This window comes from Pseudonocardia sp. Ae717_Ps2 (genome assembly GCF_001932475.1).
Classification (GTDB): domain Bacteria; phylum Actinomycetota; class Actinomycetes; order Mycobacteriales; family Pseudonocardiaceae; genus Pseudonocardia.
In genome coordinates this window covers 2,925,795-2,947,314 of record NZ_MCIS01000001.1, presented here as the reverse complement: position 1 = coordinate 2,947,314, position 21,520 = coordinate 2,925,795, and the positions used below count along the sequence as shown (strand labels likewise).

At 74.0% G+C, this 21,520-nt stretch carries 18 protein-coding genes; 7 read left to right on the top strand and 11 right to left on the bottom strand.

Annotated elements, in window-relative coordinates; all coding sequences use genetic code 11:
• Window positions 1-118 precede the first annotated feature (118 nt).
• Window positions 119-1,318: an MFS transporter gene (locus Ae717Ps2_RS13710; RefSeq protein WP_075306173.1), complete on the top strand. Its 1,200-nt coding sequence runs from the start codon at window positions 119-121 to the stop codon at window positions 1,316-1,318.
• Here the strand turns inward: Ae717Ps2_RS13710 and Ae717Ps2_RS13705 are convergent.
• The 8 genes from Ae717Ps2_RS13705 to Ae717Ps2_RS13670 all read right to left on the bottom strand — a co-directional run bounded on the left by Ae717Ps2_RS13705 (window position 1,227) and on the right by Ae717Ps2_RS13670 (window position 9,567).
• Window positions 1,227-1,913: a CoA pyrophosphatase gene (locus Ae717Ps2_RS13705; RefSeq protein ID WP_075306175.1), complete on the bottom strand. Its 687-nt coding sequence runs from the start codon at window positions 1,911-1,913 to the stop codon at window positions 1,227-1,229. The two genes, Ae717Ps2_RS13710 and Ae717Ps2_RS13705, sit on opposite strands and share 92 nt — an antisense overlap.
• A complete protein-coding gene (locus Ae717Ps2_RS13700) occupies window positions 1,906-2,292 on the bottom strand; it encodes a VOC family protein (RefSeq protein WP_075306177.1) in 387 nt (128 codons plus the stop codon). The genes Ae717Ps2_RS13705 and Ae717Ps2_RS13700 overlap by 8 nt, the downstream gene beginning before the upstream one ends.
• A 127-nt stretch (window positions 2,293-2,419) precedes the next feature.
• Window positions 2,420-3,730, bottom strand: coding sequence for a sugar ABC transporter substrate-binding protein (locus Ae717Ps2_RS13695; RefSeq protein ID WP_075333470.1), 1,311 nt, complete (start codon window positions 3,728-3,730; stop codon window positions 2,420-2,422).
• On the bottom strand, window positions 3,727-4,554 hold the full coding sequence (locus tag Ae717Ps2_RS13690) for a carbohydrate ABC transporter permease (RefSeq protein ID WP_020623777.1): 828 nt from the start codon (window positions 4,552-4,554) through the stop codon (window positions 3,727-3,729). Before Ae717Ps2_RS13690 ends, Ae717Ps2_RS13695 begins: the two co-directional genes overlap by 4 nt.
• Complete coding sequence (locus Ae717Ps2_RS13685; protein ID WP_075306181.1) at window positions 4,551-5,426, bottom strand: carbohydrate ABC transporter permease; 876 nt, start codon at window positions 5,424-5,426, stop codon at window positions 4,551-4,553. Before Ae717Ps2_RS13685 ends, Ae717Ps2_RS13690 begins: the two co-directional genes overlap by 4 nt.
• On the bottom strand, window positions 5,423-6,817 hold the full coding sequence (locus tag Ae717Ps2_RS13680; protein WP_020623779.1) for a glutamate decarboxylase: 1,395 nt from the start codon (window positions 6,815-6,817) through the stop codon (window positions 5,423-5,425). The genes Ae717Ps2_RS13685 and Ae717Ps2_RS13680 overlap by 4 nt, the downstream gene beginning before the upstream one ends.
• Window positions 6,818-6,881: 64 nt before the next feature.
• Window positions 6,882-8,267 (bottom strand): acyl-CoA synthetase, encoded by a 1,386-nt coding sequence (locus tag Ae717Ps2_RS13675; protein ID WP_198932181.1) that lies wholly within the window; start codon window positions 8,265-8,267, stop codon window positions 6,882-6,884.
• A 13-nt stretch (window positions 8,268-8,280) separates the two neighbouring features.
• A complete protein-coding gene (locus Ae717Ps2_RS13670) occupies window positions 8,281-9,567 on the bottom strand; it encodes an SLC13 family permease (protein ID WP_075306186.1) in 1,287 nt (428 codons plus the stop codon).
• Window positions 9,568-9,685: 118 nt separating this feature from the next.
• Between Ae717Ps2_RS13670 and Ae717Ps2_RS13665 the strand changes: the two genes are divergently transcribed.
• The gene (locus Ae717Ps2_RS13665; protein WP_075306188.1) at window positions 9,686-10,435 is read left to right on the top strand and encodes an IclR family transcriptional regulator; all 750 of its coding nucleotides are present in this window, start codon (window positions 9,686-9,688) and stop codon (window positions 10,433-10,435) included.
• Between the two features lie 122 nt (window positions 10,436-10,557).
• Here Ae717Ps2_RS13665 and Ae717Ps2_RS13660 read toward each other — a convergent pair whose 3' ends face one another.
• Entirely contained in the window at window positions 10,558-13,365 is a 2,808-nt protein-coding gene (locus Ae717Ps2_RS13660) for an aconitate hydratase (protein ID WP_075333469.1), read from the bottom strand.
• 333 nt (window positions 13,366-13,698) lie between these two features.
• Here Ae717Ps2_RS13660 and Ae717Ps2_RS13655 point away from each other — a divergent pair, with 333 nt between their 5' ends.
• Entirely contained in the window at window positions 13,699-15,078 is a 1,380-nt protein-coding gene (locus tag Ae717Ps2_RS13655) for an NlpC/P60 family protein (protein ID WP_083695956.1), read from the top strand.
• Here the strand turns inward: Ae717Ps2_RS13655 and Ae717Ps2_RS13650 are convergent.
• Window positions 15,062-15,970 carry a LysR family transcriptional regulator gene (locus Ae717Ps2_RS13650; RefSeq protein WP_075333468.1) on the bottom strand — a complete coding sequence of 303 codons (909 nt, stop codon included), beginning with the start codon at window positions 15,968-15,970 and terminating at the stop codon, window positions 15,062-15,064. The genes Ae717Ps2_RS13655 and Ae717Ps2_RS13650 overlap by 17 nt on opposite strands.
• Before the next feature lie 71 nt (window positions 15,971-16,041).
• Between Ae717Ps2_RS13650 and Ae717Ps2_RS13645 the strand changes: the two genes are divergently transcribed.
• The 4 genes from Ae717Ps2_RS13645 to Ae717Ps2_RS13630 all read left to right on the top strand — a co-directional run bounded on the left by Ae717Ps2_RS13645 (window position 16,042) and on the right by Ae717Ps2_RS13630 (window position 20,842).
• Window positions 16,042-16,938, top strand: a complete 897-nt coding sequence (locus Ae717Ps2_RS13645; protein ID WP_075306193.1) for an EamA family transporter — start codon at window positions 16,042-16,044, stop codon at window positions 16,936-16,938.
• Between the two features lie 815 nt (window positions 16,939-17,753).
• Window positions 17,754-18,689 carry an HNH endonuclease signature motif containing protein gene (locus Ae717Ps2_RS37335; RefSeq protein WP_139318711.1) on the top strand — a complete coding sequence of 312 codons (936 nt, stop codon included), beginning with the start codon at window positions 17,754-17,756 and terminating at the stop codon, window positions 18,687-18,689.
• 48 nt (window positions 18,690-18,737) lie between these two features.
• A complete protein-coding gene (locus Ae717Ps2_RS13635; protein WP_075306197.1) occupies window positions 18,738-18,974 on the top strand; it encodes a hypothetical protein in 237 nt (78 codons plus the stop codon).
• A 257-nt stretch (window positions 18,975-19,231) separates the two neighbouring features.
• Window positions 19,232-20,842, top strand: coding sequence for an ABC-F family ATP-binding cassette domain-containing protein (locus tag Ae717Ps2_RS13630; protein WP_075333467.1), 1,611 nt, complete (start codon window positions 19,232-19,234; stop codon window positions 20,840-20,842).
• On the opposite strand, the gene Ae717Ps2_RS13625 is transcribed toward Ae717Ps2_RS13630, so the two are convergent.
• Window positions 20,843-21,511, bottom strand: coding sequence for a TetR/AcrR family transcriptional regulator (locus Ae717Ps2_RS13625; protein WP_020627770.1), 669 nt, complete (start codon window positions 21,509-21,511; stop codon window positions 20,843-20,845).
• Window positions 21,512-21,520 lie beyond the last annotated feature (9 nt).

The window sequence follows — 21,520 nt, the reverse complement described above, 5'->3', positions numbered from 1 at the left end:
GGAGTCGAACACGCGGTAGCCACCGGTCCCACCGGTGGCGGCGACCTCCCCTGCCCGCACCCGGTGACGCGGCCGGACCGATGTCCGTTCCCGACCCCGTCACCCACGGAGTTCCACCGTGCTGCTCGTCGTCCTCGCCTGCGCCGTCACCGCGCTGGCCACCACGGAGTTCATGCTCGCCGGGCTCGTCCCGGACATCGCCGCCGACCTCGGCGTCACCCCGCTCGCCGCCGGGTCCCTGACCTCGGCGTTCGCCGTGGGGATGGTCCTCGGCGCCCCGCTCACAGCGCTGGCCGCACGCCGGCTGCCGCCGCGGCTCGCACTGTGCGGGTTCCTGGCCGCCTTCGTCGCCGCGCACGTCGCCGGGGCGCTGACCCCCGGCCTGGGGATCCTGCTGGTCACCCGGGTGCTCGCCGCGCTGTGCACCGCCGGGTTCCTCGCCGTCGCCCTGTCGGTCGCGGTCGCGGCGGCGCCGCCGGAGCGTACGGCCCGCGCGACCGCGACCCTGCTGTCCGGCACGACCGTCGCCCTCGTCGCCGGTGTCCCGGCCGGCGCACTGGTGGGACAGGCGTTCGGCTGGCGTGCGACGTTCTGGGTGGTCGCGGCGGTGGCCGCCGTCGCGCTGGCCGGGGTCGTCGCCGGCGTCCCCACCGGCGACGGCGGGCGGGCACCGGCGCCCGGCCTGCGCGCCGAGCTGACGGTCCTGCGCCGGGGCGCGGTCGTCGGGGCGCTGGCGCTCGGTGCCCTGGTGAACGGCTCGACGTTCGCCGCGTACACCTACCTGGCGCCGCTGCTGGCCGAGGCGGGCGGCCCACCGGCGGTGCCCGTCGGGCTGCTGCTGTTCGGGTCCGGCGCCGCCACAGGGGTGGGCATCGCGGGCAGGTTCGCCGACACCCGCGCCCGCCCGCTGCTGCTCGGCGCGGGTAGCGCGCTGCCGGTGGCCTGGACCGCGCTCGCGCTCGGTGCCACGCACCCGGTGGCGGTGCTCGCCCTGGTCGGGCTGCTGGGCGCGCTGGGTTTCGCGGTCGCGTCGACGCTCGTCGCCCGGGCGCTGACGGCCGCCCGCGAGGCACCGACCCTCGGCGGCGCCGTCGCCACCGCGTCGCTGAACGCCGGAGCGACCCTCGGCCCGCTGCTGGGTGGCGCGGCATTCGCGGCGGCCGGGCCGATCGGTCCGATATGGACGGCCGCGGCACTGGCCCTGCTGGCCGCGCCGCTGCTGGTGCTCACAACGACTCCCAGTCCAGCTCCGGGCCGGGCGGCCACGGCCGCTCCCACCCGCCCAGGCGCAGCACCGCGTCGAGCACCTCGGCGGTGAACCCCCACACCACGTCCTCGCCCACCCGGAAACCGGGGCCCCGCCAGGCCCCGCCCCCGGCCCGGAGCCGGAACCGGTGCGCCGGGTCGGCGAGCACCACCAACGGCACCTGCAGCACCGCCTCGGTCTCGGCCGGGTCGACCGCGTGCAGCCGGGTCGGCGTCCGCCAGTGCCCCAGTACCGCGGTCACGTGGAACCCGGTCAGCAGGATCAGCCGCGGCAGCGTCGCGACGACGTCCACACCGGACGGCTCCAGCCCGGTCTCCTCGGTCGCCTCCCGCAGCGCGGTGGCCGCGGGATCGGTGTCGCCCGGGTCCGCACGGCCCCCGGGGAAGGAGATCTCGCCGGAGTGGTGGCGCAGCCGTCGGGCCCGCCGCTGGAGCACGACCTCCGGGCCGTCGGGGCCCTGCCCGAGCAGCACCAGCACGGCCGACTGCCGGGGTCCGACGTGGTCGGCGGGCAGGTCGTTCCTGCTGATGTCCCGCGGCCCGGCGTGCTCCAGCCCGCGCAGCAACGGCACCATCCAGTCCGGGGCACGGCCGGGATCGGGCCGGGCGGCGTCGAGCCAGCGCCGGGCCGCGGCGACGTCACACATACGGTTGGGTGATCATCTCGAGGAAGTGACCGGCCGGGTCGAGGAAGTACACCCCGCGCCCGCCGTGCCCGTGGTTGATCTCGCCGGGGCGGGTGCGCTGCGGGTCGGCCCAGTGCTCGGCGCCCGCCTCGACGAGCCGGGCGTACGCGCGGTCGAACAGCGCGTCGTCGACGAGGAACGCGTAGTGCTGGGGCTGGATCTGCGGGTAGACGTCGGTGGGCAGGTCGGCGAACTGGACGAGGACGCCGCCGTCGAGGGCGACGTTGGTGAACGGCCCCCAGGACGGCGCCTGCGCCGCCTCCAGGACGTGCCGGTAGAACTCGGCGGAGGCCACCCGGTCCCGGGCGGCGACGATCATGTGGTTGAACGTGCAGGTCATACGGGTCTCCCGACGACAGTGGGGACCACGCGAACGACCTGGGTGAAGGAGCTGCGCCCGCGGGCCCGTGCGGGACTGGCGAGAACTCCTTCCGGCTGGGCCCATCGGGGGCGCACCGGACACGCTATCAGCGCAGCGCGGCGTTGCCGATGTCCTGCGCCCGCCGCAGCCCCGCGGCGACGGGCAGCCGCCCGGCGAACAGGTCGTCGAGCGTGGGCTCCATCGCCGTCGTCGCCGCGCCCACCTTCGGCCCCGACGGTGCCGGGGTCGTCGGGCCGTCCGCGACGAACTCCCGGGTGTCGACGCCGCGGCGCGCCCAGTAGTCGAACCAGCCCCGCTGGGCCGCGGTCACCGCGGGCAGCCCGGCGCCGCTGTCGCCGACCGGGGCGGCACCCTCCGGCGATCCCAGCCAGCGCAGCACCCGCAGGATCTCCGGACGCCGCGGGCTGTCGGCGTTGCCGGCGGCCACGATGCTCGACACCACGCTGACCCGGCCGCGCGGGCCCTCGACCATCGGCGCGATCCCCCAGTCGAAGGTCGCGCCCTCGGCGATGTTGGCGAGGTTGTAGGTGCCGCTCTGGAACAGTGCGATCCGGCCCCGCAAGAACTGGTCGCGGCTGAAGTCCGGGTTCTGGTTCGTGTCGGCCGCGGACGGCGCCACCCGCTCGGTGTTGATCATGTTCACCAGGTAGCCGAACGCCTGCTCACCCGCGGGCGTGGCGAAGTCGAAGGTCTCGTCGGGGGCCTGCAACCGGCCGCCCGCGGAGGCGAGGAAGTTCACGTAGATCGCCTGCAGGTCCCGGGCCGCGTTGAAGCCGTACCGGCGCACCGTGCGCGGGTCGAACCCGGGCTGGTCCGCGGTCCGTCCGGTGGCGTCGGCGGTCAGCCTCCGCGCGGCCGGGAGCAGGGTGTCGCGGGCCGGGTCGGTCGGATCCCACCGCAGCGTCGTCGGGTCGACCCCGGCCGCGCGGACCAGGTCCTTGTTGTAGAACAGCGCGATCCGGCCGTCGGTCACCACCGGGACACCCCACAGAGTGCCGCCGCGGGTGTACTGGTCCGCGGCGGCCGGCACCCAGCCGGCGCGCTGGTCGGCCAGCGCCGACCCGACGTCGATCAGCCTTCCGGCGTCGGCGAGCGCCCCGAAGTTGGACGAGTTGACCCAGTAGATGTCGGTCGCGGTACCCGAGGCCACGTCGAGGGGCAGCGAGGTGAAGTAGTCCTTGAACGGGACCTGCACCAGCTCGACCCGGATGTCGGGGTTGGCCGCGGTGAACGCGTCGAACGAGCGCCGGTAGGCCGCCGCGACCTGGGTGTCCCACAACCGCAGCGTCACCGTGGTGACGCCGTCGGCATCGTCGTCGAACCGCGACGCGGGGGAGCAGGCCGTCAGCACCAGCGCCGCGACCAGCACCAGCGCGGCGCCCAGGCGGCGCCTCACCGGAACCCCGTGATCGTGATCGAGCGGACGACGCTGCGCTGGAACACCAGGAACAGCGCGATCAGCGGGACGATCGCGACCGTCGTCGCCGCCATCACGATCGGCCAGTTCCCGTTGTACTGGGTCTGCAGCCCGGCGGTCGCCACCGTCATCACCTGCCAGGTCCGGCCGGAGGTGATGACCAGCGGCCACAGGAAGTTGTTCCAGTGCGTCACCACGGTGATCACCGCCAGCGTCGTGAGGATCGGCCGGCTCACCGGCACGACGACGTGCCGCAGGATCCCGACCGTCCCGGCACCGTCGAGCCGGGCGGCGTCGATCAGGTCCTGCGGGATGGTCCGGAAGTGCTCGCGCAGCAGGAAGATCGCGAACGGCGACCCGAGGACGTAGGGCAGCACCAGCGCCCAGAAGGTGTTCCGCAGCCCCACCTCGGTCATCATCAGGTACAGCGGGATCACCGTCACCGCCTGCGGCACCATCAGCGTCCCCAGGTACACCCAGAACAACGCGTCGCGACCCGGGAACTCCAGGCGGGCGAACGCGTACGCCGCGAGCACCGAGAACAGCAGCTGCCCCACCAGGACCACGACCACCACCTGCGCGGTCACCGCGATCGGGGTCACGAAGTCGTAGTCGCGGCCGAACAGGGTCACGATGTTCTCGACCGTCGGCGGGGCCGGCGGTGCCAGCACCGGCGTCGCCGCGAACTGCCGGGTCGTCTTCAGCGCGGTCATCACGCTCAGCACGAACGGCGCCAGCGTCACCACCGCGCCCACCAGCAGCGCGACCAGCACGGCCGCGTCGACGAGTCTGCCGCGCCTCACGTGTCGAGCTCGTAGGTCGTGCGACGGCTGAACCACCGCTGCTGGGCCACGGTCACCACCACCAGGATCACGAACAACACCACCGCCATCACCGCGGCCTGCCCGACCGCGCGGTTCTCGAACGCCTCGTAGTAGATCCGCCCCGCGACGACGTCGGTGACACCCTGCGGGCCGCCGTTCGGCGTGAGCGCGTACACCGAGTCGAACACCTGGAAGCTGGAGATCACGCCGGTGACCAGCACGAAGAACAGCGTCGGCCGCAGCAGCGGCAGCCGGATCCGCCACAGCAGCTGCCACGCCGATGCCCCGTCGAGCCGGGCCGCCTCGACGATCGTGTCCGGGATGGCGCGCAGCCCGGCCAGGAAGAACAGGGCGACGTAGCCGACCTGGGTCCAGGCGGTCACCGCCGCGACCGACGGCAGCGCCAGCGCAGGGTCGGCCAGCCACTCGACGCGGATCCCCAGCAGCGCGTTGAGCGCGCCGTCGGTGGGGGACAGGATCCACCGCCACACCACGCCCAGCGCCAGCGGCGCGCAGATCCACGGCAGCACGAAGATCACCCGGAACACCGTGGTCCCCGGCAGACCGCGGTCCAGCAGCAGCGCCGCCGCCAGACCGAGGGCGGTCTGCACCGGGATGACGATGAGCACGAAGAACGCCGTCACCAGCAGGGACCGGGTGAACCGGCCGTCGGTGGCGACGGCGACGACGTTGTCCAGCCCGACGAACGTCCGCGGCCCGACCAGGTCCCACCGGAACAGCGCCAGCCCCACCACGATCAGCACCGGGACCAGCAGGAACAGCACCACACCCAGCAGGCTGGGCGCCAGCAGCAGGTACGCGGTGCGGGTGTCCCGCCGGGACCGGCTCACGTCCCGTGGGCGAAGCCCGCGGCCTCGCTCCCGCGGACGGGACCGGCCTGGCGGCGCAGCCGCTCCAGCAGCCGCGCCAGGTCGTCGAGCAGCAGCGCGGCCAGGTCGTGGCTGAACCCGTTGCGCACCACGATCCGCAGCGCCGCCAGGTCCTCCCGGTTCTGCGGGAACGTGTACGCCGGGACCAGCCATCCCGTCTCGCGCAGACCCGCCGACACGTCGAACACCGAGAACGGTTCGCCGTCGGCGACGGTGAACGCGAACACGGGCAGCTGCGAGCCGTCGGTGAGCAGCCGGAACGCGCCCGTGTCGGCGATCCGCCCGGCCAGCCCGGTGGCGATCTCCCGGCAGGTGCTCTGGACCCGCGCGTAGCCCTCGCGGCCGAGCCGCAGGAAGTTGTAGTACTGGGCGATGACCTGCCCGCCGGGGCGGGAGAAGTTCAGGGCGAACGTCGGCATGTCCCCGCCCAGGTAGTTCACCCGGAACACCAGGTCCTCGGGCAGCGCGTCGGTGTCGCGCCACACCGCCCACCCGACGCCCGGATGCACCAGGCCGTACTTGTGGCCGGAGGTGTTGATCGACGCCACCCGGGGCAGCCGGAAGTCCCACTCCAGGTCGGGGTCGCAGAACGGCGCGATCATCGCTCCCGACGCGCCGTCGACGTGCACCGGGACGTCCAGCCCGGTGCGGGACTGCAGGTCGTCGAGCGCGGCGCAGATCTCGGCGACGGGCTCGTAGCTGCCGTCGAAGGTGGACCCCAGGATCGCGACGACGCCGATGGTGTTCTCGTCGCACAGCGCGACGGCCTCGTCGGCCCCCAGGTGCAGCCGGTCGCCCTCCATCGGGACCAGCCGCGGCTCCACGTCCCAGTAGTTCGCGAACTTGTCCCAGCAGATCTGGACGTTCACGCCCATCACGATGTTCGGCCGGTCCGTCGGGAGGCCTGCCGCCCTGCGCCGGTGCTGCCAGCGCCGCTTGAGCGCCAGCCCCCCGAGCATGCACGCCTCCGACGAGCCCGTCGTCGAGCAGCCGACGGCCCGTCCCGGGTCGGGGGCGTGCCACAGGTCGGCGAGCATCCGCACGCACCGCTGCTCCAGGTCCGCGGTCCGCGGGTACTCGTCCTTGTCGATCATGTTCTTGTCGAAGGACTCGGCCATCAGCCGCTCGGCCTGGGGCTCCGCCCACGTCGTGACGAACGTGGCCAGGTTCAGCCGGGCGTTCCCGTCGAGCATCAGCTCGTCGTGCACGACCTGGTAGGCGATCTCGGGGTGCAGGCCCGAGTCGGGCATCCGGAACCGGGGGATGTCCACCGGCTCGGCCGCGAAGACGGGGTTGACCGAGACCCCGCGGTCGTCGCCGCGGTCCTCCGAGGGTGAGTGCGCACCGGGCATGGTCAGCAACCTAGGCCCGGCCGGCCGGGAGCGCCCGCGGACGCGCCCGATCCGGGGACCCGGGTCAGGCGCCGAGCAGCTTCTTCTGGACCTTGCCCATCGCGTTGCGGGGCAGGGCGTCGACGAACACGACCTCGCGGGGACGCTTGTGCCAGGACAGCTGCCCGGCGACGTGGTCGATCAGCGCCTGCCCGTCACGCGAGTCGCCGACGACGTAGGCGACGATCTTCTGGCCGAGGTCGGGGTCGGGGGCGCCGACCACGGCCACCTCGGCGACGCCCGGGTGGTCGAGCAGCACGGCCTCGATCTCCCCGGAGCCGATCCGGTAGCCGCCCGACTTGATCAGGTCGGTGGACTCGCGGCCGACGATGCGGTGGAACCCGCCCGGGTCGCGGACGGCGAGGTCCCCGGTGCGGAACCAGCCCTCGCCGGCCCAGCACTCGTCGTTCGCGTCGGGGCGGTTCAGGTAGCCGTCGAACAGCATGGGGCCGCGGACCTCGAGCCGGCCGACGGTCTCGCCGTCGTCGGGGACGGTGGCGGGGGCGTCGTCGGAGGCGGGCAGCAGCCGGGTCTGGGCGCCAGGGACGGGGAGGCCGACCCATCCGGCGCGACGCTCCCCGGAGGCGTGCGCGGACAGGGTGATCATGGTCTCGGTCATGCCGTAGCGCTCGACCGGCGCCTGCCCGGTCAGGCCGGCGATCCGGTCGAACAGCGAGGCGGGCAGCGGGGCGCTGCCCGAGACGAGGAGCCGGGCCCGGCCCAGGGCACGGGCGGCGTCGGGCTCGTCGACGATCCGGTTCCAGACCGTGGGGACGCCGAAGTACATCGAGGCGTCGACCGCGGCGTAGCGGGCGGGCTGCGGCTTGACCGTGTGCACCACCCGCGACCCGAGGCGCAGCGAACCGAGCACCCCGAGGATGAGGCCGTGCACGTGGAACAGGGGCAGACCGTGGGCGACGGTGTCCTCGGGGGTCCAGTCCCACACCTCGAACAGGGCGTCCAGCCCGGCGGCGATCGCGGCCCCGGACAGCTGCGCGCCCTTGGGGCGGCCGGTGGTGCCGGAGGTGTAGAGCAGCATCGCGGTGGCGGCCGGGTCGACCGCGCGCGGGGTGAGCGGTCGTGCGCCGGGGACGACGACCGGCAGGTCGACGCCGTCGGGCCGCGGTCCCGCCCAGGCGGTGGCGCCGGAGTCGGTCAGGATGTGCCCACGCTCGGCCGGCCCCGAGTCCGGGGGGACCGGCACGACCGGCACCCCGGCCATGATCGCGCCGGTGATCGCGACGACGGTGTCGATCGAGGCGGTGGCGTGCACCGCGACCGGGCCGTCGTCGGGGATCCCGGCGGCGACGCGTCCGCCCCGGTCGACGAGCTCGGAGCGGGAGAGCACGTCGTCGCCGACGGTGACGGCCCGCTCCAGGTCCCGCGGCTCGGTCAGGGAGGTGAGGAACACGAGGATCTCCTTCTCACGCGGCCATGGCCGGCAGTACGAGGGCGCCGACCAAGGCCAACGGGCCGATCACGACCATCGACAGGCCCCAGCGGGTCAGCAGTGCAGTCATGCGGGGGCGTTCCTGCTCGTCGACGGTGGTGGCGACCAGCGTCGCACCCACCGTCGAGAAGGGCGACACGTCCACGATGGACGAGCAGACCCCGAGCGCGCAGATCAGCGCCCAGCCCGGGAGCCCGCCCTGCTGCACGAGCGGGATCGCCAGCGGCACCAGCGCGGCGAGGATGCCGGTGGTCGAGGCGAACGCCGACACCAGCCCGCACACCGCGCAGATCACCAGCGCTGCGAGCAGCGGGACGGTGAGGCTCGCGGCGAGGTCGCCCAGCAGGTCGACCGAGCCGATCTCCTGGAGCACGCCCACGTAGGTGATGATGCCGCCGACCAGCAGCACGGTGGACCAGTCGATCTCCTTCAGGGCACCGCGACCGCTGTCCGGGTCGATCAGGGTCAGCACCGCGCCGAAGACGAAGGCGAGCACTCCGACGTCGGGCTCGGCGTCGAGCAGCGCCAGCACGACGATCGCCGCGACCAGGCCGAGCATCGCGACGACGGTGATCCGGTGCGTCGCGGTGAACGGCTCGCGCGCCGGCGGCTCGGTGTCTCCGGGCTCCTGGGGCCCGCCGCCGGCGGCGACCGGGACCCGGCTGCGGGCGGAGAACATCAGGTAGGACGCGGCCAGCAGCACCAGGTTCGCGACGATCGCGACCGCGAACAGGGTCAGCGGGGCGAGCGCGATGCCCGCCGCCGACGCCGTGCCCCAGGTGACGATCCCGAACAGCGACGTCGGTGCGAACCCGCCCGCCGACAGCCCGGTCCCGATGGCCAGCGCCATCAGCATCGGGTCGATCCCGCGCCGGTGGGCCACGGTCATCCCGATCGGTGCCATGACCAGACCGCCCAGGGGCGAGCCCATCGCCGACACCACGCCGGTGAGCACGAAGAACGTCAGCGGCAGCGCCCCGGTCCGGTCACCGACCACGACCAGGGCCCGGTCGACGAGCCGGCCGATGGTGCCGTTGGCCTTCGCGATCCCGAAGAAGAACGTCACCCCGACCAGCAGGACGAGGATGTCGACGGGGAAGCCCGCGACGACGTCGTCGAGCGGCAGGCCCGCGACGAGCACGCCCATGCCCGCGGCGGCCGCGAACATGACGATCCCGATGTGGGACCGGCGGACCTCGGCGATCACGAAGACCGCCGCGAACACCACCAGCGTGACGACCTGCACCGTCTGCACCGCCATGCCTACCCCCGTTGGTACGCGCTTGTCGTATCGGTCCATCAGGTGGCACAGTGGTTCGTAGAGTGGACCGTCTGGGGCGGACACTAGGTCGCCCGAACGGGGGAGGTCAACACCGCTCATGGCTCCGACCACCAGCGTCGTCTCCGCGGTCCGCGTCCTGGAGGCGGTGGGGGAGCGTCAGCCCGTCGGGCTGTCCGACCTCGCCCGCACCGTCGCGCTGCCGAAGTCCACCGTGCAGCGGATCCTGCACACCCTCGCCGAGGTCGGCTGGTGCGTCAGCGACGACACCGCCCGCTGGCGGCTCACCTACCGGGCGTTCGCGGTCGGCAACCAGGCCCGCGACGCCGGTGGCCTGCGCGCGGTGGCGCTCCCGGTCCTGCACGAGCTGCAGCTCACGACGGGGGAGACCGTGCACCTGGCGGCCCCGGACGGTCGCGAGCTGGTCCTGCTCGAACGGCTGGACACCGCGCACCGGCTGCGCGCGTTCCTGCCGCTGGGTCACCGCATCCCGCTGCACGCCTCGGCCACCGGGCAGGCCTACCTCGCCGCGTGCACCCCGGCGGAGGTCGAGGACTACCTCGCCGGTCCGCTGGAGGCGTCCACCCGGCGCACCGTCGTCGACCCCGACCGGCTGCGGGCCCGGATCGCGGAGGTCCGCGAGCGCGGATGGTCGGTCAACCCCGAGGGGCTCTCCGACGGCATCGCCGCGGTCGGCGCCCCCCTCCTCGGTCCCGACGGGCAACCGGTCGGGGCGCTGTCGGTGTCCGGTCCGACGGTGCGGATGACCGAGGACGTCTTCGACGACCACGGCCGCGCCGCCGCCGACGCCGCCCGGCGCATCTCCCACGACCTGGGGGCCCGTCCGTAGGCACGCGCCGGGAGTGCAGTCCCAGCCCGCAGCCCCGGCCCGCAGTCCCGTCCGGCAGCACCGACGGAGCCCGCCCCCTCGGCGAGGGGACGGGCTCCGTGTGGTGGTGGGTGCTGCGCGCGTCAGCTCTTCAGCATGCCTCGCAGGACGTACTGCAGGATGCCGCCGTTGCGGTAGTAGTCCGCCTCACCGGGGGTGTCGATGCGGACCTTCGCGTCGAACTCGACGGTCTCGCCGGACCCCTTGGTCGCGGTCACGTGCACCGACTTCGGGGTCTTCCCGTCGTTCAGCTCGGTGACGCCCGCGATGTCGAAGGTCTCGGTGCCGTCGAGCCCGAGGCTCTTCGCCGACTCGCCCTCGGGGAACTGCAGCGGGATCACGCCCATGCCGATCAGGTTCGAGCGGTGGATCCGCTCGAAGGACTCGACGATGACGGCGCGCACGCCCAGCAGCGCGGTGCCCTTGGCCGCCCAGTCACGCGACGAGCCGGAGCCGTACTCCTTGCCGCCGAGGATGACCAGCGGGGTGCCGGCCGCGGCGTAGTTCTGCGCGGCGTCGTAGATGAACGCCTGCGGTCCGCCGTCCTGGGTGAAGTCGCGGGTGTAGCCGCCCGAGACGTCGTCGAGCAGCTGGTTGCGCAGCCGGATGTTCGCGAACGTGCCGCGGATCATCACCTCGTGGTTGCCGCGCCGCGAGCCGAAGGAGTTGTAGTCCTTCTTCTCGACGCCGTGGGAGTCCAGGTACTCCGCGGCCGGGGTACCCGGCTTGATCGCACCGGCCGGCGAGATGTGGTCGGTGGTGACCGAGTCGCCGAGCAGCGCGAGCACGCGGGCGCCGGAGATGTCGGTGACCGGGTCCGGCTCGCCCTTCATGCCCTCGAAGTACGGGGGCTTGCGGACGTAGGTGGACTTCTGGTCCCACTCGAAGACCTTGCCCTCGGGGGTGGGCAGCGCGCGCCAGCGGTCGTCGCCGCGGAACACGTCGGAGTAGCTCTTGGTGAACATCTCCGAGGTGATCGAGGAGTCCACGACGTCGTTGATGTCCTCGGTCGAGGGCCAGATGTCGCGGAGGAAGACGTCGTTGCCCTCGGAGTCCTGCCCCAGGGGCTGGGTCTCGAAGTCGAAGTCCATCGTCCCGGCCAGCGCGTAGGCGATGACCAGCGGCGGGGACGCCAGGTAGTTCATCTTGACGTCGGGGTTGATCCGGCCCTCGAAGTTCCGGTTGCCTGAGAGCACCGAGACGACGGTGAGGTCGTTGTCGTTGACCGCGGCCGAGATCTCCTCCGGCAGCGGGCCGGAGTTGCCGATGCAGGTGGTGCAGCCGTAGCCGACCAGGTTGTAGCCGAGCTTGTCGAGGTAGGGCCAGAGGCCGGCCTTCTCGTAGTAGTCGGTCACGACCTGGCTGCCCGGGGCCATCGAGGTCTTGACCCACGGCTTGGTGGTCAGGCCCTTCTCGACGGCGTTGCGCGCCAGCAGCGCGGCACCGAGCATGACGCTCGGGTTCGAGGTGTTGGTGCACGAGGTGATCGAGGCGATCACGACGGCGCCGTGGTCGAGCACGAACTCGCCACGCGTCTCGGACTTCACCGTGACCGGCTTGGACGGGCGGCCCTCGCAGCCGTCGGCCGCCGACATGATGATCGGCGCGGCGTCGTCGTCGGCGAAGGAGAGCGCGGGGGCGTCGCTGGCCGGGAAGGACTCGTTCGACGACTCGTCGACGCCGGCGAGCGGGCTCGGGGCCACGCCGTCGTCGGTGTAGTCGTGCACGGTCTTGCGGAACGCCGGCTTGGCGTCGGTCAGCTCGATGCGGTCCTGCGGGCGCTTCGGGCCGGCGATCGACGGGACGACCGTCGACAGGTCGAGCTCCAGGGTCTGGGAGTAGACCGGCTCGTGGTCCGGGTCGTGCCAGAGGCCCTGCTCCTTGGCGTAGGCCTCGACCAGCGCGATCTGCTCGGCGGACCGGCCGGTCAGCTTCAGGTAGCGGACGGTCTCCTCGTCGATCGGGAAGATCGCCGCGGTCGAGCCGAACTCCGGGCTCATGTTGCCGATGGTGGCGCGGTTGGCCAGCGGCACCGCGCCGACGCCGGCGCCGTAGAACTCGACGAACTTGCCGACGACGCCCTGGCGGCGCAGCATCTCGGTGATCGTCAGCACCACGTCGGTGGCGGTCACGCCGGTCGGGATCTCGCCGGTCAGCTTGAAGCCGAGCACCTGGGGGATGAGCATCGAGACCGGCTGGCCGAGCATCGCGGCCTCGGCCTCGATGCCGCCGACGCCCCAGCCCAGCACGCCCAGGCCGTTGACCATCGTGGTGTGGGAGTCGGTGCCGACCAGGGTGTCGGGGTAGGCCTGTCCGTTGCGCGGCATGACCACGCGCGCCAGGTTCTCGATGTTGACCTGGTGCACGATGCCGGTGCCGGGCGGGACGACCTTGAACTCGTCGAAGGCGCCCTGGCCCCACCGCAGGAACTGGTAGCGCTCCTTGTTGCGGCCGTACTCGAACTCGATGTTGCGCTCGAACGCGTCGGCGGTGCCGAAGAAGTCGATCATCACCGAGTGGTCGATGACCAGCTCGGCCGGTGCGAGCGGGTTGACCTTGGACGGGTCGCCGCCCATCTCGGTCACGGCCTCGCGCATGGTCGCCAGGTCGACGACGCAGGGCACGCCGGTGAAGTCCTGCATGATCACCCGGGCGGGGGTGAACTGGATCTCGGTGTCCGGGTCGGCCTGCGGGTCCCAGTTCGCCAGGGCGTTGATGTGGTCCGCCGTGACGTTCGCACCGTCCTCGGTGCGGAGCAGGTTCTCGAGCAGGACCTTCAGGCTGAACGGCAGGCGCTTCGAGCCCTCCACCGCGGAGAGCCGGAAGATCTCGTAACCGGTGCCCCCGACGTCGAGCTGTCCTCGGGCGCCGAAGCTGTCGGTGCTGGCCACTTGGTGGTCCTCCCGTGGTGGTGGGCGGTCGCTATGTCCGGTGCGGTGAGCCCGCCCCGCCTCGCGGGGGAGGAGGGGCTCACCTGCGTCGTGTCGGAGTCTCGCGCACCGCCGTGTCGGCAGCAGCGCGGACCCTCGTGAGGTAAACAGTACGCCTGTCCTATAAGCCTGGCGAGCCGGGTGTGGCCGGAGTCGCGGAGCCGTCGGGGGCGTGGGGTCGCTCGTGTGATGGACGAGTCCGGTGTGTCGCACGGGATTCGGGTGACGCGAGTGGCAGTGTTGCCGGTCGAGCTCCCCTGTCGATCCCGCCCCGCTCCCCGGAAGGACCTCCCCGTGACGCGCCAGCCGTCGGCGACCCTCGTCGTGGTGGCCGTGCTCGTGGCGGTTGCACTGGCCTCGCCCGGGGTGGGTGCGGCCGCGACCGTCGTGCCCACCGCCGCCGTGCCCATTGCTGCGGTGCTCCCGGCGCAGCCTCCGCCCCCGCCGCCGCCCAACCCCGGCGACGACGAGCTGGAGCGCAGCCGCCAGTCGGTGCAGGACCGGGCGGCCGAGGTCGGCAGGCTCACCGCCCGCCTCGCCGAGCTCGACGCACAGGCCGAGCAGCTGCAGATGGAGGTCGCGGGGCGCAACGAGGAGGCACTCGCCGCCCGGGACACCGCCGACGCCGCCGGTCGCGAGGCCGAGACCGCCGCGGCCCGGGCCGCCGACGCCCGCGCCGCGACCGAGGCTGCGGGTCGCGCCGTCGACGACGCCCGGACCCGGATCGACGCGTTCGTCGGCGACGTCTACACCCACGGCCTCGACCTGGGCCCGCTCGGCCTGCTCTCCCGGGCGACCGACCCGCAGGACCTGATGGACCGGGCCCGGCTCACCGACGCGCTGAGCGAGGACCAGGCTGCCGTCCTGGAGCAGCTCCAGCAGGCCCGCATCGCCCAGGCCAACGCCGACTCCCTCGCCCGCGCGGCGCAGGAGGAGGCCGACCGGCGTCGCGCCGACGCCGAGCAGGCGTCCGCGGCGGCCGACGCCGCCGTCGACGAGGCCGTCGCGGCCGCCGACGCCCAGCAGACCCGGCTCGACGCGGTGCACGCCGAACGCACCGACGTGCAGTCCCGGCTCGACGCCGCCGAGAACGCCGACGCCGGGCTGCGCGCCCAGCGCCAGCGCTACGAGGCGTGGCGGGCCGAACAGGCCCGGCTCCAGGCCGAGGCCGACCGGCGGGCCAGGGAGGAGGCGGCGTCGCGGGTTGCGCAGGAGTCCGCGCCGTCGGCGGGTCCCGCGCCGCGGCGCACCGGGACGGCGGCGATCGAGACCGTGATCGACCGGGCGATGGCCCAGCTCGGCACCATCTACGCCTGGGGTGGCGGCAACACGCGCGGACCGACCCGCGGCATCCGCGACGGCGGCGTCGCCGACGCCCACGGCGACTTCCGCAAGGTCGGCTTCGACTGCTCGGGGCTGATGCAGTTCGCCTTCGCCGGGGTCGGCATCTACCTGCCCCGCTACAGCGGGAACCAGGCCAACGCCGGGCGGCTGGTGCCGATCTCGGACATGCGGCGCGGGGACATGCTGTCCTGGGCCGAGGGCGGTCGCACCCACCACATCGCCATCTACCTCGGCGACGGCAAGATGCTGGAGGCTCCGTACTCGGGTGCGACCGTGCGGGTCACCCCGGTCCGCTACGCCGGACTGAACAAGGTCACCCGGCTGCTCTGACCGCCGCGGCCTCCGCGGCGAGCTCGTCGAGCACCAGCCGTACCGCGGGCCGGGTCACCGCACCGCGGGTCACGGCGCGCACCAGGCGGGCGGCCCGCACCCCCGCGAGCGGGCGCAGCGCGAGCCGGGCGCCGTCGCGGTGGTCGGTGGAGTAGCGGGGCAGCAGCGCGACGCCGTGCCCGTGCGCGACGAGCTCCTCGGTGACCGAGAAGTCGTTGATCCGCTGCACCACCCGCGGCACGGTGCCGGTCACCAGGGACAGCGAACTCAGCACGTCGTCGACCGGCCAGCCGACGGCGACCGAGATCCAGTCGGCGTCGACGAGCTCGGGCAGGTGCACCTCGGCACGGTGGGCCAGCGGGTGGTCCGGGGGGAGCGCGACGTCGAGGGGCTCGCGCAGGAGCGGGTGCACGGTGAGCCGGCCGGTGCCGAACGGGTCGAGCCGTTCGTCGTGGTGGGTGACGACGACGTCGGCGTCGGCCGCCGCGGCCGGCACCTCCTCCGGACGCAGGTCGAGGTCCCGGCAGGACAGCGCGAGCCCGGGATGGGCCGACGCCCGGTGCAGCAGACCGGGCAGGAGCAGCCGGGCCGCGGACGGGAAGAACACCACCCGCACCGTCCCCAGCGGCTGCTCGCGCAGTCCCGCGGCGGTCTCCTCCAGCCGGCCCAGCGCGTCGAGCACCTCCTGCGCCCCGTCGACGACGGCCCGCCCGGCCGCGGTGAGCCGCAGACCACGGCCGTCCGGCGCGGTCAGCTCCAGGCCAGCCTCCCGCGACAAGGTCTTGAGCTGCTGGGACACCGCGGACGGGGTGAAGTTCAGTGCCGCGGCGACGGCGGTGACCGAGCCGCGGTCGGCGAGCTCGCGCAGGATCCGGAGCCGACGCACGTCCATGAAGGAACGCTACAACATCGTTTCACTTCTCATCGCTGGTCTGTACGGTCAGGGGGCGGCAGCGTGGACCCGTGACCGTTCGGGACCGTCTGCTCGCCGTCGTCGTCGCCGTGTTGTGGGGCGCCAACTTCATCGCCATCCACGTCGGCCTGGAACACTTCCAGCCGCTGTTCCTCGCCGGGCTGCGGATGCTCGTGCTCGCGGTGCCGACGGTGCTGCTCGTACCGCGGCCGCGGGTGCCGCTGCGCTGGCTCGTCGGCTACGGGCTCGGGTTCGGCACGGTGCAGTTCCTCTTCCTGTTCCTGGGTATGTACGCCGGGATGCCGACCGGGCTCGCGTCGCTGGTGCTGCAGGCGTCGGGGCCGTTCACGCTGGTGCTGGGCGCGCTGTTGCTGCGCGAGCGGGTGACGCCGCGGCAGTGGGCCGGGATCGGCGTCGCCGTCGTCGGTCTGGGGTGCATCGCGGTGGCCCGGGCACAGTCCGCGGCGTTGCTGCCCGTGGTGTTGACCCTGCTCGGCGCACTCGGCTGGGCGGCCGGGAACCTGTGCAGCCGCCTGGCCCAGCGCGAGGGCGAGGCGGTGAACCCGCTGCACCTGACGCTGTGGATGACCGTCGTGCCGCCGGTGCCGCTGCTGGCCGCCTCGGCCGTGGTGGAGGGGCCGGGCGCGTGGGGCGACGTCGTCGCGATGGTGACCCCCGACGGCGTCGCGGGGCTGGCCGCGCTCGTGTACCTGTCGCTGGTCGCGACCGTGCTGGCCGCCGGGATCTGGACCGGGTTGATGCGCCGCTACCCGGCCGGGCTCGTCGCGCCGCACTCGCTGCTCGTGCCGGTGGTCGGGATGAGCCTGGCGATGGTGCTGCTGGGGGAGCGGCCGTCGGTGATCGAGCTGGTCGCCGGGGCGGTGGTGGTCGGCGGGGTGCTGGTGGCGTCCGCGCCGGCCCGGGGTCGGGTGCCGGTGGCGGTGTGAGGGCGCGCTGCTCGCGGGTGGCGGTGCAGAGGGTGTCGGCGTAGGGGCTCGCTGGGATCGGCGGGCGGGGGTGGGTCGACGAGCCCGCCCGCCGGACGGGTGCGTCGGACGGCCGTGCCCGAGCGCCGAACGACCTGGAAGACAGCATCTCAGGGGGATATAATCGAACGTATGATCGAGACCGTGATGGCCTGGACGTCCGTCGACCCCGGTGACGACCCGGCCTGGATCGAGCACCGACGCCGCCGTGAGGCGGTGGAGGAGGCGACCCGGTGTCCGCACGGTCTCGCGGCCGATCTGTGCGGCGAGATGTGCGGGCCCGAGCAGCCGCCCGACCCGTCCGGCGGGATCGACGACGTGGCGTGGGCCGCATTGCGCTGCCTGGTCGCCGGGGCGCTGCCCGACCGGCTCACCGACCTGCAGGTGCTCGACGTCCTCGAGGGCGCCGAGCACTGGGTGCGCCGCTCGACCGCCCTGCGGATGCGCTCGGTCGCGGAGGTCGCGGAGCGGCACCCGACCAGGACGAGTGCCGCACCGCCCGGAGCGGACCCGCGTGCGTCGCAGCCCGTCGCGCGATGGTTGCCGGACCAGGTGGCGATCGTGCTGCGGGTCCCGCGCGACCACGCCCGGTCGCTGATCGGTCAGGCGCAGCGGTTCGCCAGGGTGCTGCCGGAGACCCTGGCGGAGTGGGAGTCGGGGCGGATCGACCAGGCTGCGGCCGAGGCGATCTCGTCGTCGACCCTCGTCCTCGACGACGAGCGTGCCCGACGGGTGCAGGCCGCCGTCCTCCCGGGCGCCCCGCAGCGCACCGGCGGTTGCTCCGGGAGCGGCTGCGCCGCCACATCGCCCGGATCGGCCCGGACGGCGCCCGCGAGCGTCACGAACGGGCCCGTTCGGAGCGGCGGATGTCGGTCTCCCCGGGGGACGACGGCATGGGGTCGCTGTGGCTGGGCGGCACCGCCGCGCAGGTCGAGGCGTCGTGGCAGTGCGTCGACCGGCTCGCGCGTTCCCTCGACGACCCGTGCGACGACCGGACCCTGGACCAGAAGCGCGTCGACCTCGCCCACCAGCTGCTGCAGGGCACGCTGACGCTCACCGACGTCGGTACGGTCCGGGACGCGCTCGGTGCGGCCGCTGAGGGTGCCGAGGACGGCACCCTGCTCGCCGCGGTCGCGCAGGTGCTCGCGGCGAAGCCGGACCCGGGGGAGGTGGTGGGTCGTCGTCCGCTGATCCAGGTCGTGGTCCCGCTCAGCACGCTGATGGGAGGCGCGGCGCCGGCCGAGCTGGTCGGGCACGGTCCGATCCCCGCGGACCTCGCCCGGGCCTTCGCCGCAGGCAGTGTGTGGCAGCGGTTGGTGACCGACCCGCTGTCGGGCATGCTGCTCGACGTCGGACGGACGCGCTACCGCCCGCCGGTCGCGATGGCCGACCACGTCCGGGCACGAGACGGCACCTGTCGCGGTCCCGCGTGCAGCCGCCGGGTCCGCGACCTCGACCACCACCGGCCCTGGGCGGCCGGGAACGGGCCGACGAGTGCGGAGAACCTGTTCGGGCTGTGCCGGGCCGACCACGCGTTGAAGGACGCTCCCGGCTGGCAGGTGCTCGCCGGGCGCGACGGCAGCCTGACCTGGGTGGCACCGTGCGGCCGTCGGGCGACGACGCAGCCGTTCGACTACCGGGCCTTCACCGATCCGTTGCCCTCCGGGGCCGACCACGGCGCCGACCATGGTGCCGCCCTCGTGCCCTTCTGATCCCGTCGAACCCTTCTGGGCATCGCGCGGATCGGGCAGGGTGGTGTCGTGGAGCGGCACCGGGAACGCAGCGAGGCCCAGGCGGTGGAGACCACCCTGGCCGTGCTGCTCGGTGTCACCGCCGCCGGCGTGGTGCTCGCGGTCGTGTGGGCCCTGCGGGCCGGGTTTGACATCGTGCACCCGTGGTGGTCGTTCCGCACCGGGTTCCCGCTCCCGGTGGCCGGGGCGCTGGGGCTGGTCGTCATGGTCGTCGTCCTGCTGCGGGCGCGTCGGCGGGGGATCTGAGCGCTGTTCGGGCCGCCGGGGCGGTGGGTGACCGGGACGGGTGAGCGCGCCCGAAGCCGGACGACGCACCCACCTGCCGACGGGTAGGCTCGAACCATGGCACGAGGAATCTGGTCGCAGAAGGTCCGCACCGCCCGCTGACGGCGGCGCCCACCTCTTCGTCCCGCGAAGCAACCACCGCGTCCGCCGTCCCGGTCCCCGCCGGGCGGCGCACTCCGTGCTGCCCGGCTCCGATCTCGGATGCCGCGGAGCCTCTCGTGCACACCACCCCCGAACCCTCGTCCCTCCTCCCCACCCTCGACGCCGGCGCGTCCGCCCACGTGCGCGCCGAGGACGTCGTCGTCACCCGCGGATCGCACCGCGTCCTCGCCGGCGTGACCCTCACCGTCTCCGCCCGGTCACGCCTCGCCGTGGTCGGGGAGAACGGCCGGGGCAAGTCCACGCTCCTGCACGTCCTCGCCGGCGTGATCGTCCCGGACTCCGGCACCGTGCACCGCGCCGGGACCGTCGCCCTGGTCCGCCAGGAGGTGCCCGCCCGTGACGGCGAGACCGTCGGCACGCTCACCGCGGAGTCGCTCGCCGCCCCGCGGACGGCGCTGCGCGAGCTCGACGCGGCGACCGGGGCGCTCACCGACGGTGCGCCCGGCGCCGACGACCGGTTCGCCGCCGCCCTGGACACCGCGACCCGGCTCGACGCCTGGGACGCCGAACGCCGCATCGACGTCGCGCTGGACGCACTCGGCGCCTGCACCGACCGCGACCGGCCGCTGGAGACCCTGTCGGTGGGGCAGCGCCACCGGGTGCGGCTGGCGTGCCTGCTCGGCGCCCGCCACGACGTCCTGCTCCTCGACGAGCCCACCAACCACCTCGACGCGGGCGGTCTGGACTTCCTGACCCGCACCCTGCGTGCGTACCCGGGCGGACTTGCCGTGGTCAGTCACGACCGGGCCCTGCTGCGCGAGGTCGCCGAGGAGTTCTGCGACCTCGACCCGACCCGTGACGGCGCGCCCCGGCTCACCGCGGGCGGCTACGACGGCTGGGTGACCGCCCGCGACCGGGCCCGCAGTGCATGGGAGGCCGCGTACGCCGAGCAGCAGGCCGAGCACCGCCGCCTCGTCGAGGCCGTCGCCACCGCCCGGGACCGGCTCTCGACCGGCTGGCGCCCGGACAAGGGGACCGGCAAGCACGCCCGCCAGTCGCGGGCTCCCGGCGTGGTGCAGGCACTGCAGCGCCGCCGCGCCGAGCTCGACGCGCACCGGGTCGACGTGCCGGTGCCGCCGTCGTCGCTGCGTAGGCCCGACCTCGACGTGCGACCGGGCGCGCCGCAGTTGCGCGCGCAAGGGATCGGCGTGCGGGACCGCCTCGCCGGCCCGGTCGACCTGGTCCTCGACGGGGGCGACCGGCTGCTCGTGACCGGGCCGAACGGGGCCGGGAAGTCGACACTGCTCGCCGTGCTGGCGGGAGCACTCGACCCGGACACCGGGGCGGTGCGCACCGCGGGCGGCGCCCGGGTCGTCCGGCTGGGGCAGGAGACCGCGGTGCTCGACCCGCGGTGGCCCGCGCGCGCCGTGCTGGAGCAGGCCGGCGGCGGTGCTCACGGCCTGCTCGACGCGGCGGCGTTGCGGACGCCGGTCGGACGGCTGTCGGAGGGGCAGCGACGACGGCTCGACCTGGCCGTGACCCTCGCGGCGCGCCCGACGACGCTGCTGCTCGACGAGCCGACCAACCACTTGTCGGCGCGGCTGGTGGACGAGCTCACCGCGATGGTGCGGGACACCTCGGCGGCCGTCGTCGTCGCCACCCACGACCGGCAGCTGCTGCGCGACCTGGCCGACTGGCCGCGCCTCGAGCTCGGTACGGCCGGCTGATCAGGGCCGGAGCCCGGCCTCGACGACGTCGAGGGTGCGACGCAGCCCGGACTCGAACAGCGGCTCGCCGCCACCGGGTCCGCGCACCACCGCGCCGCCGAGCAGCCGGGACAGCACCGGCAGCTGCTCGGACCGGCCGGAGCGACGGACGTCGTCGAGGGTGGGCAGGCGGTCCCCGGCCAGGGCCGCCGCCCCCCGCACGTAGCCGTGCAGCAGGTGCAGCACCTCCACGGCCGCGTGCAGCGGATGCCCCGCCCCGACGACGTGCGCGAGCAGCGCCTCCGCCCACGCGCACTCGGCCGGGCCGGTGGCGCGGGGACCGGCGAGCAGCCCGACGGCCCACGGGTGCTCGTCGAGCACCTCGCGCAGGGCGGACGCCCAGATCTCGCACCCCAGCCGAAGCCCGCAGCCCGCCAGGTCCGGCGGCTCGCCCAGCGCGGCGTCCAGGACGAGGTCGACCAGCGCGTCCTTGCCGGGCACGTGCCGGTACAGCGACATCGGCGCCGACCCCAGCTCCCGGGCCAGCCGCGGCATCGACACCGCGGCCAGGCCGTCGGTGTCGGCGAGGCGCAGCGCCGTGGCGACGACGGACCCGCGGTCCAGCGTCCGTCGCGCCGGGGCCGGGGGAGCGGCCCAGCGGGGGTCGTCGACGGTCACGGCGTGGATCATGCCACGCAC

Excerpts from the sequence above, each read along its gene's own strand:
- Ae717Ps2_RS13665 (WP_075306188.1), top strand. The coding sequence starts at position 9,686 with ATGGCTCCGACCACCAGCGTCGTCTCCGCGGTCCGCGTCCTGGAGGCG.
- Ae717Ps2_RS13705 (WP_075306175.1), bottom strand. The coding sequence starts at position 1,913 with ATGTGTGACGTCGCCGCGGCCCGGCGCTGGCTCGACGCCGCCCGGCCC.
- Ae717Ps2_RS13670 (WP_075306186.1), bottom strand. The coding sequence starts at position 9,567 with ATGGCGGTGCAGACGGTGCAGGTCGTCACGCTGGTGGTGTTCGCGGCG.
- Ae717Ps2_RS13680 (WP_020623779.1), bottom strand. The coding sequence starts at position 6,817 with ATGCCCGGTGCGCACTCACCCTCGGAGGACCGCGGCGACGACCGCGGG.
- Ae717Ps2_RS13650 (WP_075333468.1), bottom strand. The coding sequence starts at position 15,970 with ATGGACGTGCGTCGGCTCCGGATCCTGCGCGAGCTCGCCGACCGCGGC.
- Ae717Ps2_RS13700 (WP_075306177.1), bottom strand. The coding sequence starts at position 2,292 with ATGACCTGCACGTTCAACCACATGATCGTCGCCGCCCGGGACCGGGTG.
- Ae717Ps2_RS13625 (WP_020627770.1), bottom strand. The coding sequence starts at position 21,511 with ATGATCCACGCCGTGACCGTCGACGACCCCCGCTGGGCCGCTCCCCCG.